Source organism: Terrilactibacillus tamarindi (assembly GCF_009718825.1).
Lineage (GTDB): Bacteria > Bacillota > Bacilli > Bacillales > Sporolactobacillaceae > Terrilactibacillus > Terrilactibacillus tamarindi.
Genome location: NZ_WNHB01000001.1, coordinates 238,515 through 256,944, shown reverse-complemented (window position 1 = coordinate 256,944; position 18,430 = coordinate 238,515). Strand labels below are relative to the sequence as shown.

General features: G+C 31.5%; 12 protein-coding genes and 1 pseudogene. 1 reads left to right on the top strand and 12 read right to left on the bottom strand.

Annotation, left to right across the window (positions count from 1 at the left end; all coding sequences use genetic code 11):
• Positions 1 to 19: 19 nt before the first annotated feature.
• From GMB86_RS01145 to GMB86_RS01115, 7 genes are all read right to left on the bottom strand, one after another.
• A complete protein-coding gene (locus GMB86_RS01145; RefSeq protein ID WP_155215957.1) occupies positions 20 to 460 on the bottom strand; it encodes a universal stress protein in 441 nt (146 codons plus the stop codon).
• Between the two features lie 216 nt (positions 461 to 676).
• Positions 677 to 1,576 (bottom strand): teichoic acids export ABC transporter ATP-binding subunit TagH, encoded by a 900-nt coding sequence (gene tagH / locus GMB86_RS01140; RefSeq protein WP_155215956.1) that lies wholly within the window; start codon positions 1,574 to 1,576, stop codon positions 677 to 679.
• 14 nt (positions 1,577 to 1,590) lie between these two features.
• Positions 1,591 to 2,418 (bottom strand): ABC transporter permease, encoded by an 828-nt coding sequence (locus tag GMB86_RS01135; protein ID WP_155215953.1) that lies wholly within the window; start codon positions 2,416 to 2,418, stop codon positions 1,591 to 1,593.
• A gap of 133 nt (positions 2,419 to 2,551) precedes the next feature.
• The gene (locus GMB86_RS01130) at positions 2,552 to 4,696 is read right to left on the bottom strand and encodes a CDP-glycerol glycerophosphotransferase family protein (RefSeq protein ID WP_155215951.1); all 2,145 of its coding nucleotides are present in this window, start codon (positions 4,694 to 4,696) and stop codon (positions 2,552 to 2,554) included.
• A 42-nt stretch (positions 4,697 to 4,738) separates the two neighbouring features.
• Positions 4,739 to 5,839: a CDP-glycerol glycerophosphotransferase family protein gene (locus GMB86_RS01125; protein ID WP_230458941.1), complete on the bottom strand. Its 1,101-nt coding sequence runs from the start codon at positions 5,837 to 5,839 to the stop codon at positions 4,739 to 4,741.
• 67 nt (positions 5,840 to 5,906) lie between these two features.
• Positions 5,907 to 6,305 (bottom strand): glycerol-3-phosphate cytidylyltransferase, encoded by a 399-nt coding sequence (gene tagD, locus GMB86_RS01120; RefSeq protein WP_155215947.1) that lies wholly within the window; start codon positions 6,303 to 6,305, stop codon positions 5,907 to 5,909.
• Positions 6,306 to 6,804: 499 nt separating this feature from the next.
• Positions 6,805 to 8,337, bottom strand: a complete 1,533-nt coding sequence (locus tag GMB86_RS01115) for a glycosyltransferase (RefSeq protein ID WP_155215945.1) — start codon at positions 8,335 to 8,337, stop codon at positions 6,805 to 6,807.
• Between the two features lie 278 nt (positions 8,338 to 8,615).
• On the opposite strand from GMB86_RS01115, the pseudogene GMB86_RS01110 reads away from it, so the two are divergent.
• Positions 8,616 to 9,717, top strand: a pseudogene (locus tag GMB86_RS01110) (IS256 family transposase).
• Between the two features lie 381 nt (positions 9,718 to 10,098).
• On the opposite strand, the gene galU reads toward GMB86_RS01110, so the two are convergent.
• From galU to GMB86_RS01085, 5 genes are all read right to left on the bottom strand, one after another.
• Positions 10,099 to 10,989, bottom strand: a complete 891-nt coding sequence (gene galU / locus GMB86_RS01105; protein WP_155215943.1) for a UTP--glucose-1-phosphate uridylyltransferase GalU — start codon at positions 10,987 to 10,989, stop codon at positions 10,099 to 10,101.
• 207 nt (positions 10,990 to 11,196) lie between these two features.
• Positions 11,197 to 14,640 (bottom strand): CDP-glycerol glycerophosphotransferase family protein, encoded by a 3,444-nt coding sequence (locus GMB86_RS01100; RefSeq protein ID WP_155215941.1) that lies wholly within the window; start codon positions 14,638 to 14,640, stop codon positions 11,197 to 11,199.
• Between the two features lie 313 nt (positions 14,641 to 14,953).
• Positions 14,954 to 15,379 carry a MarR family winged helix-turn-helix transcriptional regulator gene (locus GMB86_RS01095; RefSeq protein WP_196220085.1) on the bottom strand — a complete coding sequence of 142 codons (426 nt, stop codon included), beginning with the start codon at positions 15,377 to 15,379 and terminating at the stop codon, positions 14,954 to 14,956.
• Between the two features lie 86 nt (positions 15,380 to 15,465).
• Positions 15,466 to 17,352 carry a DHA2 family efflux MFS transporter permease subunit gene (locus GMB86_RS01090; protein WP_155215937.1) on the bottom strand — a complete coding sequence of 629 codons (1,887 nt, stop codon included), beginning with the start codon at positions 17,350 to 17,352 and terminating at the stop codon, positions 15,466 to 15,468.
• A 23-nt stretch (positions 17,353 to 17,375) separates the two neighbouring features.
• Complete coding sequence (locus tag GMB86_RS01085) at positions 17,376 to 18,032, bottom strand: HlyD family secretion protein (protein ID WP_155215935.1); 657 nt, start codon at positions 18,030 to 18,032, stop codon at positions 17,376 to 17,378.
• Between the last annotated feature and the right edge of the window lie 398 nt (positions 18,033 to 18,430).

Below are 18,430 nucleotides of genomic sequence, written 5' to 3'. Positions count from 1 at the left end.
GAGGGGTACTTAAGATATTTTATTTTACAATCAAGACAGGTACATTCACTTCTTGAATCACTCGATTGCTGACACTACCGAGAATCATTTTTCCAAATGCCCCCATACCTCTATTCCCCATAATTATCATATCAACTTTTTCTTTCTCCGCAAATTGACAAATTTCTTTAGCGGGAGATCCTAATAAGTGTTTTGTGTTAACCTTAACATCACTTTCTGCATGAAGTTGGTCTTTAAGAGTCTTAAGTAACTTATTTCCTTGCGCTCTTTCCAGTTCATGTACATTAAGAACTAATTGCGTCGTATCCTCTGCATAAATTGGGAAGTAAGCAGGAGATGTACTCACATAAAGCAATGTAATCTGATATTGATCTTCTCTACCTTTAGTTAGCTTTAAAGCTTCATTAATCGCACGTTTTGATGGTTCCGAGCCATCAACAGGTACAAGAATGTTATACATTTAATCCACCATCCTTATCGTCCTATTATATAATACTGAAAGCCTTTTCCATCTTTAATTATACCACGATTGTGAATCATTCTAACTAGGCAAACGTGACAAATTTTCAGCAAAAATTTTGCTGAAAAGGTGTTTTTTCGCGTTATGTAAGAAATATATAAAAAGGAACATATGAAAAAAAGCCATTTCCAAACGAAAATGACTTTAAAATTAAATTTATTGATTCATCCACATAACCGCAGTAAACAAAATTATGACAATAATGATTACGATTGCCATGATATTTCGAAAAGTTTTCTTTGGTTTTTTATCTTCCAGGTTATGACGTTCTTCATCATTATGTTCGCGTGCCTTTTCTTGTAAATCTTTTTGTTCCTCTTTGGACATTTTTTTATAGTCTTTTAAGAACTGTTCATACTTCGGCATAACGTCTTTCATCAAGCCATAATCTTTAACTCTTCCATATTGAATCCATAAGGCTTTCTCACAAAACTTCTTCATTTGACCAATAGAGTGACTAATAAAGAAAATGGTTTTTCCTTGGGCTTTAAATTCATTCATCTTGGCCAAACATTTATCAGTAAACGTTTGGTCTCCTACAGATAATGCTTCGTCTATAATGAGAATGTCTGGATCCATATGCACAGAAATAGCAAAACCCAGACGAGATTTCATACCACTTGAGTAACTTTTTACAGGTTGATCAATAAATTTGCCTATATCCGCAAACTCAATAATTTCAGGTTCTAAATTTCTTATTTCCTTTTTACTAAAACCGAGCATTAAGCATTTTAATTCAATATTTTCTCGACCTGTTAATTGTGTATTCAAACCTGAAGAAATAGCGATCAGTTGTGCTTGTCCATTGATTTCCATTTCCCCTGATGTTGGCGGAATAATGCCTGATAAAATATTCGATAGAGTTGATTTACCTGATCCGTTAACTCCAATAATGCCGATAACATCACCTTGTTCGGCTTCAAAACTAATATCTTGCAAGGCATAGAAATCTTCTCCATAACCTTTTGGAGAAATTAAATCTAATAATTTCTCGGAAGTCTTAGAATACATCTTGTATTTTTTTGTAATATTACGTAAAACAACTGACTTTGTCATAAATTACACATCCATTATAAGTAATCCACAAAACGATCTCTAAATTTTAAATGTATCATGGATCCAAACATAAATATTATGGCTACAACTCCCCAAAAGTAAAGGGAATATTTAAAATGGACAATCGGATACCACGAAGTTCCCAAGATTGAAGATCGATAACCTTCAACGAGATAATAAAGAGGATTAAATTTCATTATTTTCAAAATTAACCTTCCGCCTTCAGAATTATCATGTATTACCCAAAGAAACGGTACAAGGTATATCATCATTCTCATAATTGCTTGGACGATCTGATGTACATCGCGAACAATTGTAGATAATGTTGATGTCACTAAGGACACAGCTAATACGAAAACTATAGAAGCAAACATAAAATAAGGCAATTGAATTATATATTTTGAAATATGAAAGTCTGTAAATTGGAAGATTATAATGATAATGGCCGTCAACATCAAATGTTGATAGAATTTAGCCATAATCACATAACTAGGAATAGCACTCATTGGGAAACTCATTTTTGCTACAAAACGAATTCTAGAATATATTGACTTTGATCCTTGTTGAATAGCAGGGTTAATAAAAAACCATAAAACAATACCTGATAACATCCAGAAAAGAAACGGAATTGTGGTTGAATCCATATTAACACCATGATTTTTACGTATTCCAAAACCAAAAACAAACCAGTATATCCCTATTTGTATCATTGGATTTATTATTTCCCACAACATTCCGAGATAGTTGTTATTATTACTACTTTTCATTTCATACATTGAAAGTCTACGTATTAAGTAAAAACTTTTAATTTGTTCTCTAATTACTATAAATGCTGATTTCATGTAGTTACCCTTCCTACTATGAATAGGTATAATTTATATACCCAAAGTATAATCTAGAAGATGGAATATAAAAAAGAAATTTACATAATAGTTTAATATACATTATATTAAATTCTTATAATAACATATTTCTTTATTTATTTAAAAAAACCTTATCAACTACTTGTTTTGAAGCTGATCCATTTTCTAAATAACAAAATTTATCATAAAACGCATTAAAATTATCTGGAACTGCAAAATCATTGTCTTCAAATTCTCGTATAGAATTAATAACCTCCGCAGTTGTTTTAACAAGTGGGCCTGGAGCTGTTTTTTCAAAATCAAAATAAAAACCTCTAAGTTTATCACGATAATTTTCAATGTCATAAACAAAAAATATCATTGGTCGACGAAGATTTGCATAATCAAAAAATACACTTGAATAATCAGTCATAAGAATATCAGATATTAAATATAATTCTCTAATATCTTCGTGTTGAGAGTAATCATAGGCAAATCCTTCATATGGAGACAGATCTAAATTCTCAGCAACCAAATAGTGCATTCGTAAAATAACAATATATTCATCACCGAATTCTTCCCTCATTAAGCTTAAATCCAGATCAAGGTCAAATTTATACTTACCTTTAGAATAAAATTGATCATCTCGCCAAGTCGGAGCATAAAGAATAATTTTTTTATCTTGAGGTAATCCATATTTTTGTTTTAATTTAAATATCTCAGTAAAGTTATTATCTGTATATAAAATATCGTTTCGAGGGTAACCTGACTCTATCATCACCTTGTCAAATTGGAAAGCCCTAGCAAATATTTCTGTTGAATAAGCATTTGGAGATATAAGGTAATCCCACCTACTAGCTTCTTTACAAAAATTAGCTTTATATTTTATAGTATTCGTACCTGGCATATGAACTTCGTCCATATCTGCAGCAAGCCTTTTTAAAGGTGTTCCGTGCCAAGTCTGTAAATATGTTGTATGTTTTGGTTTTGGAATCCAAAGTGGAAATCGACTGTTGGTTACCCAATATTGTGCTCTTGACATTAAGAACAACCATCTAATTGAAAATCTTTTTACATACTTTACGTCTTTACCCTCAAAGTTTTTTATATATCGTTTGTCAACACTCCATACTAGCTTATATTGAGGATAATTTTCTTTTAAATATTCATATATAGCCCTTGGGTTACAACTATATTGTTTTCCTAAAAAACTTTCAAAAACAACAAGACCCTTTCTTGCTGGTAACTTTCCTAAAGCCTTAAAAATTTGTTTATAGGCTTGTTTAGTCTTTCGGTGACTTCTGAATCGACGAATTAAGCGATGAACTTTTGATTTTAACTCTTTTTTAAGAATATAGTCTGATACTTGAAAAATTGCATTTCTACCTTTTTTTGTCCGTTTTACTATAATTTTTTTCTTACCTTTAATTCCTTTTAGAACATATTTATGGGTGTGAATTTTCTCTGGAATTTTTAACCTAGCCGTATTTACTGTTTCATTACTAATACAATTAATAAGTTCAATTTCAATCACAAAATTTTTAGGATGTTCTTTTGGTAATTGAGATACAAATTCTTTTAAATCTATTTCAACTGAAAAACCAGCCCAATCATAAAGATTACTTATTTCATCTATCGATTGGCTTAAATCATGTCTTTCAATATTTCTGGCTTGATAAGTCTTTAACATTTCATGATTTTTATCTCTTACAATTATATTTTTTATGACATCATTTTTATCAGATTGATCTATGTTGGGATATATAGCATAGCCTTCTATTTGAAATATACCGTTTTTTTGATTTATTTGTTCAATTTTTCCTAAGAGTTTAGGTTCAGTCACTTTAAAAGAGACATTTCCCTTGTTTGTTTTATAAGGAGTAATTAAAAGGTCATCTTCAAAAATAGTGCTAAGTAGTTCTAAGTTTTGGGTATTACTCTTTAATCTACTATATTCAAATAAATCGGTTGTAAGCGGTGAGATATAAATATCCCAATACTTTCCTTTAGATATTGTTTTAAAAAGCTTATCTTTAGGAATTGATGCTTGTAAGTAAATTTTATATTCTTCTTTTTTTATCTTAAATATCTTCATGTTAAGTTCTTCATTAGATAACCTGTTTCTGATAATTATTTTAACTTGATCAGACAAGGTTTCATCTGAGAGTTCATAGCTTACTGCTAATATAATTTCATTATTTTTGAAAGCGAAATTCTCTAAAAGAGATCTTTTTATACGTTTTTTCTTATTAACAGCAACTGTAGTTGCAGCCTCCATCAAAGTCTCCTCCTTAGAAAAAAGCATATCCATTAGTAAATATCAACCTTTGGATATCTTTCTTTTCTTGTCAGAAAATAGATATTCGACAATTTTTTCACTTGATTGACCTTGTGAATATTTATTCCAAACTTTTGAAAATAACTTTATTCTATCAATATCAAAATCATTATTTTGAATAAGTTCTATAATTTCATCAGTATTTCTAACGATCGGGCCTGGAACTAATCGATTATATTCATTCCATAGTCCTCTTTCTGATTTGTATTTTTCCAAATCATAAGGAAAGAAAATCATCGGTCTATGAAGTAGTGAAAATTCAAATGGAATAGACGAATAATCCGTAATTAAAATATCTGTTAAAAGCAGTAGATAATTAATATCATGACATGATGAATAGTCATATACAAAATCCGGATATTTTTTTTCTAAATTTAATGTCGAGCGTACAGCAGGATGTAGTCTTAATATAATCACAAAATTATGACTTAGCTTTTTTTCCATCAGGTCTAAATCTATTTGTATTCTTGTTTTGTCTAACTCATTTTCTCTAAATGTCGGTGCATATAATATGACTTTTTTATCATTAAACAATGATTTTTTTTTTACTTTGGAGTGCTCTAAAACTTTATTGTCATAAAAAAAATCGGTTCTTGGGATCCCTTTTCGTAAGAGTTTTTTATCTTTCGAATGAAAAGCTCGAATAAAAAGTTCACCCATTGTATCTGAACCGATAACTATTTTATCAAATTTTTCATAAACATGCTTAAAGCGTAATTGAGCTCTTTTACTTCGCTTTTTAGCGGAATTATCCATTAAACCAAATGTCTTAATAGCCCCAGCAGCATGCCACAATTGAATACATGTGACTTCTTTTTTAAATTCGGTCACAGAAAGAAAGCCAAAATAATTATCCACAAAAATCAATTTAGAGGTTGCTAAATGATAACATGATCTTATTATATTAAATAAATTAAAAGTTTCAATGGGAATAACTGGCATTGAATAAGTTTTAAATTCTGATATGCATTTTTTTTTACATAAAAAAACGACTTTAGATTTTACTTGTTGGCGTTTCATTTCCTCATACACAAATCGTGTGTTATCTCCAAACGAAACAACAAACGTTACTTTATCGTTCAAATGGAGTATCTTGAAACAATTAAAAATCAACTTAACACTTAGTAAATACAAAGATATAACTAATTCTTTAACCATTTTTTATTGAAAACAAGTCTTCTTTGATTTTTGTTGTTGAAACACCAACAGTTCGAGGTAAATATACGACCTCACAATATTCTTTCAGAAAATCAAATTTACCTTTCCAGTCATCACCCATTACGAATACATCTACGTTATTTTCTTTTACATCCTTTATTTTTTGATCCCAATTATCTTCAGGTATTACTTTATCAACATAGCGTATAGATTCCAAAATTAATTTTCTGTTTTCAAAACTGTGATATGCCTCTTTGTGTTTAATAGCATTAAACTCATCTGTTGATAAACCAACAATAAGGTAATCACCTAATTCTCTAGCACGTCTTAAAAGGTTAACATGCCCATAATGTAGTAAATCGAAGGTTCCATATGTCAATACCTTTCTCATAATCTAATCTCCTTACAATTTAAAGTTAATAATATATAACATAACACGTTACTCCAAAAAAGAAATATTTTAGACAAATATCTACATATCCCTAAAGGATAGTATATTCATAAATCAAATATAATTCAAATTAAATTTCAGGAAATTTATTAGTTTCCATATTCAATCAAGGATTCGTATGGAAGGTAGATCTTTAATACACGAATGAAACAATTCATACTCAGGAATTCCTTTTTATTATACTGTAAAAAAATTTATTTGACATGCAAACACAAAAATTAATCACCTAGAGTCCTACATAAAAATATCTACTTTTGTATTTTTATATTTGGTTTCATAAGAAAGCACAGTTGGGACCTTTACATTTGCATTTTAAATTACTTTTGTCTCTATATGATATAAATTATGATATAAATTAAATACTCATATATGACCTTTTGATGAATTTGTTAAATAATACATAATTAATAAAGTGGTTTTTTTCTAACTGAAAAAAACTTCATACCTCATTTAGTAATTTTATCCATTTATTAATGAATGTTTCGTCATTATAAGATTTTACAGAACTAATACATTCATTGGATATTTTCATTAAATCTGAATGAGCCATCATTTCCATCTTCATAGATAGATCTTCGATATCCCCATCTTGAGCGAGATAACCATTTATACCGTCCTTAATCAAATCTTTAGGTCCATATTTCACATCATAACTAACAACTGGACATCCGTTTGATAAGCTCTCTAATATAGAAAGGCAAAAACCTTCAAATTCACTTGAAACAACAGAAAAACCACCTGATTGAAAAACATAGTCGGGTTTGTCAGTAAAACCTTTTAATATACACGTATCAGATAAATTTAGGTCTGAAATTAATTGTTTTAATTTATCCTCTTCTTCTCCCATGCCATAGATTTCAAGAGTATAATCCGGATGTTTTTTAATAAAGATACTAAAAGCTTGAATGATGTGGTTCAACCTTTTTTGAGGATGTAATCTTGAAACAACAACTATTTTCTTTATATCCCGGTCAATACTTATTTTTTTAGGATTGATACTGTGAGGAATAACCTTTATATTTTCTTTATTTCCAGTTAATCTTTCAATATCATTAGCTTGTTCATTTGTTAAACAAATAATAGCGTCTGCTTCCTTCGATCTATTAATTAAGGTTTTATAACTGTTCTTTATATTTGAATGAATATCATTTGGAGTTGATAAATGATTATTATGCAATTGAAAGATTTTTTTTACATTAATATTTTTAATGTTTAATACTGGTCTGTCTAATAACCTTGCATCAACGACCATATATGTCTTATCATCACAAACTTGATTAAACCAAAAAGTGAAGAGTTCTTTTTCTGTTTTAAACATATGGGTTCGATTCATATTTCTATCATAGTAAAAAATTTGTTTTAACTTAGATTTATTTCCATTTAAAGTATATAACTTGTTCAAATAAAATTGACCTTTATTATTATAAAAAACTTCTTCGTATGGTTCTAAAATAGTATCATGATAAAATGTTTTTTTATGTAATAAACCCTTACTGTCATAATGTTCTCTCATTGAACGATGTGGAATACCTTGTTTAAAATAATCAATAAATTTTAATTGATTATTTTTTGTTTCAAAGCTTTTAAACATAACATATTGTCCTGTTTTTTTATCAAAATATCGATAACCTTCACGATTATCTTCTTTAACATGTATATATCTTCGTTCTTCAATTCGATGTTTTTTTATTTTAGTACTACTTGAGTTTGTTCCTTTAAGATCGTCATACATATTTATAAATTGAATATTTTCGTTAACTAAGTTTTTCTTTCTATAACTGGCGTATACTTGGTCGTAGTTCTCATTATAATTTGTTGTAGCTAATATTAATTTATTTTCTGTACCTTCAGTCAATAGCTTAGCTCTTCTAAGCAATGACTTTGTACGTCCTCCAAATTTATATGGAAGTGTAGAAGTAACAAAAAAAATTTTACCTTCTGGAAATGTTCTCAAAATATTACTTCCCTTCATTTAATATATTAACTTGAACGATTATTATCTCTAAGTATTTAAATCACACAGACAGACAAACATTTATTCCTTTTCTAGAAAACATACCCTATTATAAACTAACTATTCATAATAAAAAAGCCATACTTTGATAAAGCAGTATGTAATTGATTAATCAAAGGAAGGTTATGTGAGAGTGTAAAATATTTTGTGTAAATGAATAAAACAATAAAAAAGGAAGACCTTTTCCTGGTAGAATAAAGTCACCACAACTTATCCATAGAAAAGAGGTCTTCCCTATGAACCAGTTTACAACAGAAATCGTCGATGCACTAGTAAAAAAACAAGATATTACGGAAGTTTTTCGTTCTCATTTAGAAAAAGCAATCAATTCGCTCTTGGTAACCGAACTTACTAGTTTTCTAGATTATGAAAAATATGACCGTATCGGTTTCAACTCTGGTAATTCACAAAATGGCTCTTATTCACGTACTCTTTACACAGAGTATGGGTACTTAAATATCCAGATTCCTCGTGATCGCAATGGCGAGTTTAAGCAACAGACAATAGCTCCGTATAAACGCTCCAACGACACATTAGAGTCAACGGTTATTCATCTCTTTCAAAAAGGAATTACGATGTCTGAAATCGCAAATCTGATTGAAAAGATGTAGGGTCATCATTATACGCCACAGACCCTTTCTAACATGACAAAAGCAGTATCTGAAACGGTTGAAGCGTTCAATAATCGCCAACTACATAATCGCTATGTGTGCGTCTATTTAGATGCAACCTATATTGCGATACGTCGTGATACCTTATCCAAAGAAGCTATATACATCGCCGTTGGAATTCGTGAAGATGGTTCCAAGGAAGTCCTTGCCTATACGATTGCTTCAACAGAATCTGCATACAACTGGCAAGAACTACTCGAAGAAATCAAAGGTCGTGGTGTCGAAGACGTCCTATTATTCATTTCAGATGGCTTAAAAGGCATGGTCGATGCCATTTCAAGCGTCTTTCCAAAAGCGAGATACCAAACGTGTCTCGTACACGTAGCACACAATATTTCACATAAAGTGCGCGTAGGAGATCGTCAGGAGATCTGCGATGATTTTAAAACGATTCATCAAGCAGAAGACACTGAATCAGGTAAAGCAGCCCTAGATGCCTTCTGTGAAAAGGCGAAGCATCTACTCTACAAATTTAATCGAGTCATTCAACAAGAAGATCAAAAAATATACCAAGCCCAAGGAACAATTTCCAAATGATGAGTCGTTGGAACGTTTCTTAGTTTCCCAGTTTGAAGACTATAACCAACGCTTTGCGACACGCTGCCATATTGGCTTTAATAAAGCTCGTGCAGAAATTGAAAAAATGTTTGAAGAGCTAGAATCATAGGCCACATGCCGATGCGAATGATTTACTTGGCAGGGCTAGCCCTGCCAAGTAAATCAAAAACAATCCATCGAACAAGAATAATTAGAATATAAGTAACAATTTATCTGAAAAGGTTGATAACTCATTTACACAAAATTATTGACACTGCCGAATATTATGTACTAGAAAACTAAATAGATTTTTCATTATAATAAGTTTCCATTATAATATAATTGTCATATATTTAGCGACCTCATACCAATTTAAATGGAAAAGGTCGCTAAGGAAAAGCATTTTTTATTATGGTTAACTTTTTTTTATTCAAGACCAATATCAAATTAATTTAAACTTATTTTTTTAAAGTTTATACATTGTAAAATCTATATTCTAAATGATTTTGAATCACTTCTTCATCATTTCCTTTTGAATTGATTGATTCAATTCTGATAGATAATCCAACATCTCCTCCCTCAAATCATCACGCATAAGTGCCATCTCAATCGTCGACTTAATAAACCCAAATTTTTCTCCGACATCATAACGTTTTCCTTCATAAGCATAGCCGTAAACTTTTTGAATTTCATTTAGCTTACTTATCGCATCAGTCAACTGAATTTCTCCACCAGAACCAACTTGCTGTAAATCAAGAAACTCAAATATTTCAGGCGTTAAGATATATCTTCCCATAATCGCCACGTTAGATGGTGCCTCTTCTACCTTAGGTTTTTCAACAAATCCTTTAATATCGTAAAGTGGACCGTCTTGAGATTCTGGGTCAATAATTCCGTATCGATCAGTCTCATCCTTTGAAACTTCCATAACCGCAATCACACTCGATTGTTTTTCGTCAAAAACATTCATCATTTGTTTTAGACAAGGTGTTTCAGATTGAACAATATCATCGCCGAGTAATACCGCAAAGGGTTCATCACCAATAAATTTTCTAGCACACCATATAGCGTGTCCTAAACCTTTAGGCTCTTTCTGACGGATATAATGAATATCTACCTGAGAAGGTTTTTTCACTTTTTCTAATAAATCCAATTTATTTTTTTTAATCAAATTATCTTCTAATTCAAAGGCATTATCAAAGTGATCCTCAATCGCACGTTTACCTTTTCCTGTGACAATGATAATATCTTCAATACCCGAGTCTACAGCTTCTTCGACGATATATTGGATCGTTGGTTTATCAACGATGGGTAGCATTTCTTTAGGCATGGCTTTAGTAGCTGGCAAGAAACGTGTTCCAAGTCCTGCAGCAGGAATTATGGCTTTTCTTACTTTTTTCATTTACCTAACCTCTCTTCTATTTAGTTTTTCTATTATCCTCACATATATAGGCCTTTTTTCTCATCTTATTCACTAAAAGATAAATTAATCACTAATTTATTGTACACCAAAATATCTTTAGATGTAAAAAAACTGCCTTAAAATGGCAACCAATTTCACTTATCAAAAAACCAAAGCAGCACCTAAGTGTCCTTTGGCTTATTACATTTACCCTCTTTTTCTCTTGGCTTTTTCCTTTAATTTATTGGATAGTTGAATGATCTCTGAATTGGTACGAGACAATCTCCATAGTCTCTTTAATTTTGCTGAGTGAAGAATTCGATATTGAAAAGATTTTTCGTGATTTTTTTTGATCAATTTTTCTCGTTTTTCCACGATACTTTCAAAGATCCGCCTTGCATTGTTTTTATCGGTATATTTAAAGTATTTTTCTCTGAGATGTGAAAATTGTTCCTTCTCTTTAAAATGACGTTCGGCATATTCATTTATAACATTGACCAACTCATCAGAATTAAAGACACGATCTCCAAACAGGTCTTTTTCCATATCCAAATAGCTACCTTGATACTTATTATAGTCTTTGAAGTCAAATTGAAAAAAAACAATGGGTTTTTTTTGATAATACATGTCCCATGCTACACTGGAGTAATCCGTGATGAGTAATGATGATCTCATCAGTAATTCATTGACTTTTTCTTCCCCATATTGAATGATATTAATTCTTTGATTTTTTGTTGTAAATTGATGAATATAAGATTTGAACTTTGGATGGATATAAAAGTTCAAATACAAATGATGTTTCTCTAAGGTTTGGTCTAAGTTTGATTCATTTAATAGAGAGAAATATTGATGATAATAGTCTGTTTCAACAAATTTATCTTCAGGCATGTCATCCATCCATGAACGCCATGTTGGCATTAGAAGAATGGCTTTTTCATCTTTTGATTTATCTTGCATAACATCCCAGCGGCTTAATCCTGTTACAATGATTTCATTGTCGTCATAGCCAAAATTATTTTTGATGATATCCTTTTCCCTGTCTGAAGAAACAACAAACAGGTCTGAGGCGTTATGACCTTTTTTATTAAAAACTTTGTCTACCTTTTTAAGAGAGATGACCCCATGTTGCAAGAAAACATGACGTTTGTTATTTAAGCTTTTTTTTAGGCGACCCTTTTGAACCCGAACATCATAAACATGTCCCCTCGATTCCGATGAAATTAATAATTTGGCTGCATAAAGATAAATCATATATTTAAAACTCATGAAATGAATCACTTTTTGCTTCATATCAATTAAATTAGGATAATCCGGAGAATCTTTCTTAATAATGTAGTAAAATTGTTTATGCTTTTTATTTTGAAAGCAATAACGGAAAAAGTAATAACCATTATCTTGTGCACCCTCTGAGAATTTTTCAAAAGCGAGCCAAATATCCTTTTTATCAAAGTACCACTTAAACAATAAATAAAAATAAAACGCCAGATTCTCTTTGAAGAACATCCGTGTTGTTTCATATGACTCTTTTGTTTTATAGGTCAGCGCGACTGTGTTGACTTGAGTAACATAGGGATAAACCCAGCATTTACTCGGATAGGCAAAGGCTCGTTTGAGAGACGATCTGTTTAACTTTCTTTTCACTTTTCGAGATGGGTTTTTTAACCTTACATAATATTCATTTCCGTCAACATAAACAAGACAATAGACATCCCAATAATATTTTTCAAAATCTAGATCCTTTAGATCAATAGAAAAAGTGAACACATCGTAATTTTTCTTTTTTTTAATTTCTATAGGGATCCGATATTGTTTTCTACTTCCCTGCGTTCGGTGGGTTAGGACGACCTCTTTAAGATCGAATTTTTTAACTTCAGGAAAATTGATTGTCACTTTTCCATATAAAATGCCATGATGAATGGTAAATCGATTGACTTCCATTTCAGTTTTTAACTTTTCATTACTTAAATGAATGGGTTTATTTATAACAAAAGATAAACCATTATTCATCGTTAAATATGGTGCGAAAACAAGATTTGTTAATGTATTTACCGACGGAAAATACCGTATGTGTTTAGGTTTGATTTGTTGGTCATAAGTACCTAATCGGCTAATCTCTAATATATTCAATTCACAATTTATTTGTTCGAGATATAAATCCCATTTAGACGCATCACATGCTCCTTCTCGAATAAACTCTGACAAATCAATCATTATTTTCTCTAATTCAGGACTAAAAGGTGTTTTGGTAAAAGTATATTGCACACTCTTGTTTGATTGACGTTGTTTAAATCTTAATCTTATTTCGGAATTTTCTTCAAAACATTTTTTTGGCAAAGTGAAAGTTAATTTTTGATTCATTGCATCATAATGAATATTCCTTATTGTGCAATGTGATGTCATCTTGAAAAAATGGTTTTCCTGATGCTTGCTTTGATTTTCAAAAAGGATATAAATATGATTGGCACGATCACTCTTACAAGTGAACGTACCATTTTCTCCTAATGAGGTAGTTTGGTTTTCATAGGATTTAAATGTATCCTTCATATAGGGAAAGATGATTGGCCGAAATTTATCTGATGTGCCTTTTTTATAATTAATATATAGTTTCCATCGTTGATTCTCACAATGATGATCCTTTAAAAAAAGCGCTAGTTCTTTAATGTCTAGTTGAATCTGTTCGTTTTGAATCATATAACAATATTCAGGTATTAAAAGATGATCTGCTTCTTTTATAAGATAGAGTTTTATAAGACTATCACTTATAATCCTTTTCTTTAAATGCATGAGAATTTTTCCTTCATTAATGGCTTGATGCTCTATTTCTACCCCTATATTTCTTACACCTTGTTGAAATTTCTTAGGATACAGTAAAACATATTCAGTTATTTCCAGGTTGGTTACCGGTGTTTTTATCAGTCCGTTTGGAGTAAAACCATAATACATCGGACTAATAATTTGCAATGAAATCAACGAAAATCCATATAGGATGTCAATATATAAGTCATACTCAGCATGCTTCCTCCAGCGAATACGATCCATAGGCAAAGAAATTTCATGTTGATCCAGAATATTGGCAGTGAGTCTCTGCATGCTTCCATCTCTTTTATCAATTAACCTGAAATTAACGTGATATTTTGATAGAGAAAATTGATTAAATTGAAAAATGATATTTTCATGATGTATTCTAATATAATCTGGAATTATTTTATTTGTCAGATGGTTACCTAACGTTTTAACTATTTCAAATTGGTCACCTGCGGCTAAGGTCAATTTGTTCTCTTTTATATAAAATAAGTACATTGATTGAGTGTATTGATATGTATAATCTTCCTTCATATAATTAACCTGGTTGATTATATTTCTTTCAAATACCATTAAATCATAAATCTTACCATTCAAAATAACACAACACTCAAAGAAATTTATGTCATCAGGTAATCCTTGATAAAAATTATCCAGATAAACAAGTTCAAATTTAAACGTAATGGTATGTCCTTCAACCCGAAAAGGAACATCACATTGGTACATAAATTTATTGTTTTGGTGAAAACCAAACTTTACATTTGATAGATTTTGTTTTTCAATATTATCTATGGTAATGATAATTTTTTCCCCATTCATTTGAATTGATGTCACATTTATTTTACGCATAAAGTCTCCATCCTTTGAACAGTTATAACTTGAATCCTACAACGTAACATGTGAGGGCTATAAGAACCTCTCCTTCTGAAAACACGTTTTTGTTCTTTAAGATTGTCATTCACTTCCCTGTATCTGTTCATTTTCTCCTTTGTTATTAAAAAATATAAGTTAATAGCATAAAGAGAGAACTTTTATATCAGTGGAGTCTTTTGGTTGTTAAACTTCATTACAAACCCCTTTAAAAACTAAAAACCTCATCCAGTAAGTAGATGAGGTCATATTATATAAAATCTATAAGTATCCAAAATTAGTCTAATTAAACTTACTCTTCTCCTCGCCATTTTAATATTAATAAGTTAAGGATTTCCAATTCTTCAACGGTAAATTTCTCGAAATTTTTTAACATAAATTCATTTTTTATTTTCTCCATTTGTTTACATAACTTATTGCCTTCATCGGTTAATGTTAACTCAACGATTCGTCGATCTTTCTGTGATCTTTCTCTATGAATATAACCTTTATGAATCAGTTTATCCGTTACCACGGTCACAAAACTTGTTGCTACATCAAGTTCTTTTGCTAAAGCCGATATCATTTGCGGCTGATGTTTTGAGACAGCATGTAAAAAAAGAAATTCATGATTCGTTATATTATTATCAAACAAATCCGACATTTCTTTTTTAAATCGACGAATAATCGTGGATACGTTTAATTCTAAATCTCTAATTAATTTTTGTCGTCTATCCATACATATATCTACCACCCATTTTAAACGCATTTGATTATAGACAAAAGAGAGAAGTCGCCTTCTTCTCTCTTTACCATCTATATTGCCTATTCGGTTACTGCTTCGCTGACACTTTTTTCTTTCTTTATTTTTCTTTTTTTCTTAGATGGGGTTGATCTTTGAATAAAGAATGATAAGAATAGAGCAATAACCGAAAGAACGGTCGCTACGATGAATGCATCATTGACACCTTGAATGGCTGCTTCCATAGATACTTTACCAATGAGCGATTGAACCACAACACTGTTTCCCAGACTTGCTGGCAAATGGTGGCTAAGGGCAAAATTTTGACTAAGTGCTGCAATATCATGAGTTAAATTGGGATTTCCTGTTGTCATGGCATTTGCGTATTGACCTTGATGGTAGATCGTTCGATTAGACATAACAGTGACAAGGAAAGCCGTACCTAAAGAACCAGCTACTTGACGCATCGTATTAGTCATGGCTGTTCCGTGACTATTTAATCTACGTGGTAAGTTATTTAACCCCTCTGTCATAATTGGCATCATCAAAAGAGACATCCCAAACATACGTGCAGAGTATAATACCATAATTGAACTATATGGTGTGCTATTTGTCAAATGCCCAAAATCCCATGTCGTGACTGCCGTAATAATTAATCCGACAATGGCTAAAGGTCTTGCTCCTATTTTATCAAATAAGATCCCTGTTATTGGAGACATAATCCCCATAAGGATGGCCCCAGGTAATAGCAATAAACCTGATTGCAAAGGAGTAAACCCACGAATATTTTGAAGATATACTGGCGTGATCACCATTCCGGCAAACATCGCCATGGTTAGAACGATATTAACAATCGTTGTAATTGTAAAGATTTTATGTTCAAAAACCCGTAATTCAAGCAAAGGTGAATCGACCACTAATTGACGCCATACAAAAATAGCAAGCGCTATAACTCCAATAACTAACCAAGAAACAATAACGGCATCTGTCCATCCTTTATTTCCCGCTTCACTACATGCATAAAGGATTCCGCCAAAACCGATCGTAGACAATATCGCACCCAACAAATCAAGTTTTGGAAAGGCACGTTTGCCCACATTTTTAAGGAAAATCAACGCAAAAACAATATCGATAATCGTGAATGGGAAGATAACCCAGAATAAGATACGCCAAGAATAATGTTCCACTAAATAACCAGATAGGGTTGGTCCAATTGCAGGAGCAAATATCATGGCCACACCCATTAACCCCATTGCCGCACCACGTTTTTCAGGTGGAAAAATCGTTAAGAAGACATTGGTCATCAATGGCATAATGATTCCTGCACCCGCTGCTTGGATGACACGACCAACCATTAGTATTGAAAAGGTCGGTGAAAGTCCACAAATCAACGTACCTAGGGCAAACAATCCAATGGCAGAGATAAATAATTTTCTAGTTGTGAAGGTTTCCATTAAATAGGCTGTAATAGGTATTAATACACCATTTACGAGCATGTAACCCGTTGTCAGCCATTGTGCTGTATTCGTTGTAATATTTAAATCGGTCATAATACGTGGCAAAGCGACGTTCATTAACGTTTGGTTCAGAATGGCTACAAACGCTCCCATAATGAGTACGATAATGATCGGAAGCGGTTTGATATCGTCAGGATGACTATCCTGATGTTGAGTTCTATTTTTCCGAGACAACGATCGCTTCTCTTTTGGATCTTTTTGTACTGTATGAAGTTCTTCTCTAACGGTCTCTATTTCCTCTGGATGTCCATTAGTAACAAACTCTTCAATATTCGTTTCTACTTTATCTTCATGAACCGTTTGGTTTTTATCTATTTTATCCAATGCTTTTGATGGCACATGGGTATCTTCAGGAGTTGCGAGTTTCTTTAAGCGACGACGCCTTAGCCATATATTGAGTAATATAAGAACAACGATGACAAAGACGATATATCCTGAAAGGATCGGTGTCATAAAATCACTCCTTTCCTTTTTAATTAAATATGAATTCGAACAGTGACATTCATACCTGGCATGAGTTTTACACCTTTATAGTTGTCAATGGATACTTTGACAGGGATAACTTGAGTCACTTTAGTATAATTACCATTACTGTTGGTGCTTGGTAAAAGAGAAAAAGTGCTTGACGTTGTTGAACCAATTTGGTTAATTTTACCTGTAAACGTCGTATTTGGATAAGCATCAACATAGATGTCTACTTTTTGACCTGTTTTAATGTCATCAATGTCCGTCTCATCAACATTGGCTGTTATAAACAAATCATCTAGATCGTAAGCAACCGCAAGCTGTGTTCCTGCTGCTACAAACGTATTTTTCACTCCGGTATTTTGAACAACTGTCGCACTATGCGGCATTTTCACAGCTGTTGTCACAGGTTTTCCATCTACTCCTTGGCTAGAAACATTTCCTAATGTCTCATTACTTGAGTACGTATCTCCGGTTTTCGTGTTCCAAGAAGTTAATTTACCACTTGCTGGTGCTGCGATTGAAATGGATTGACCACCAATCGTTGCGTTATCCGTTTTAACGTAATTCGTAGATTCATTATAAAAATAAAAAGCTGCCGCTCCTCCACCGACAAGAATAATAACAACAATAATATTAATCACTAATAATCGAGCAAAATTCCCCATAATTCCTTTGTCCTCCTTAAACCATATAAAAAATTTTTGAATTTTATGGCCATTTAGTTATAGTTATTAATAATTAATAACATTAATTAATTTTGGTAACCTTCACCAAATTAGCCGTTTAATTGAATGAAATTAAGACACTTTACTCATTAAACCCCCTATTTTGACCACCATTTTACCTAAAATAAATTAATTATTTAACCTTATTAAGTAATTAGCAACGAAATAGATTTTATCACCTAAATGAAAACCTTGCAACATATTTGATTAGATAGTATTTTTTACTACCCTATTTGAATGGTGAAAAGATTAAAAGGTAAGAATTGAATAATATTTTCAATTCTTACCTTTCATTTATCCCGCCTTAACGGCAAGTAGAGACCCCCACCTCAAGTTTT

What these genes read in the sequence shown, in the direction of transcription:
- GMB86_RS01145 (WP_155215957.1), bottom strand. Translation starts at nt 460, where the DNA reads ATGTATAACATTCTTGTACCTGTTGATGGCTCGGAACCATCAAAACGT.
- tagH (WP_155215956.1), bottom strand. Translation starts at nt 1,576, where the DNA reads ATGACAAAGTCAGTTGTTTTACGTAATATTACAAAAAAATACAAGATG.
- GMB86_RS01135 (WP_155215953.1), bottom strand. Translation starts at nt 2,418, where the DNA reads ATGAAATCAGCATTTATAGTAATTAGAGAACAAATTAAAAGTTTTTAC.
- GMB86_RS01130 (WP_155215951.1), bottom strand. Translation starts at nt 4,696, where the DNA reads ATGGAGGCTGCAACTACAGTTGCTGTTAATAAGAAAAAACGTATAAAA.
- tagD (WP_155215947.1), bottom strand. Translation starts at nt 6,305, where the DNA reads ATGAGAAAGGTATTGACATATGGAACCTTCGATTTACTACATTATGGG.
- GMB86_RS01115 (WP_155215945.1), bottom strand. Translation starts at nt 8,337, where the DNA reads ATGAAGGGAAGTAATATTTTGAGAACATTTCCAGAAGGTAAAATTTTT.
- galU (WP_155215943.1), bottom strand. Translation starts at nt 10,989, where the DNA reads ATGAAAAAAGTAAGAAAAGCCATAATTCCTGCTGCAGGACTTGGAACA.
- GMB86_RS01100 (WP_155215941.1), bottom strand. Translation starts at nt 14,640, where the DNA reads ATGCGTAAAATAAATGTGACATCAATTCAAATGAATGGGGAAAAAATT.
- GMB86_RS01095 (WP_196220085.1), bottom strand. Translation starts at nt 15,379, where the DNA reads ATGGATAGACGACAAAAATTAATTAGAGATTTAGAATTAAACGTATCC.
- GMB86_RS01090 (WP_155215937.1), bottom strand. Translation starts at nt 17,352, where the DNA reads ATGACACCGATCCTTTCAGGATATATCGTCTTTGTCATCGTTGTTCTT.
- GMB86_RS01085 (WP_155215935.1), bottom strand. Translation starts at nt 18,032, where the DNA reads ATGGGGAATTTTGCTCGATTATTAGTGATTAATATTATTGTTGTTATT.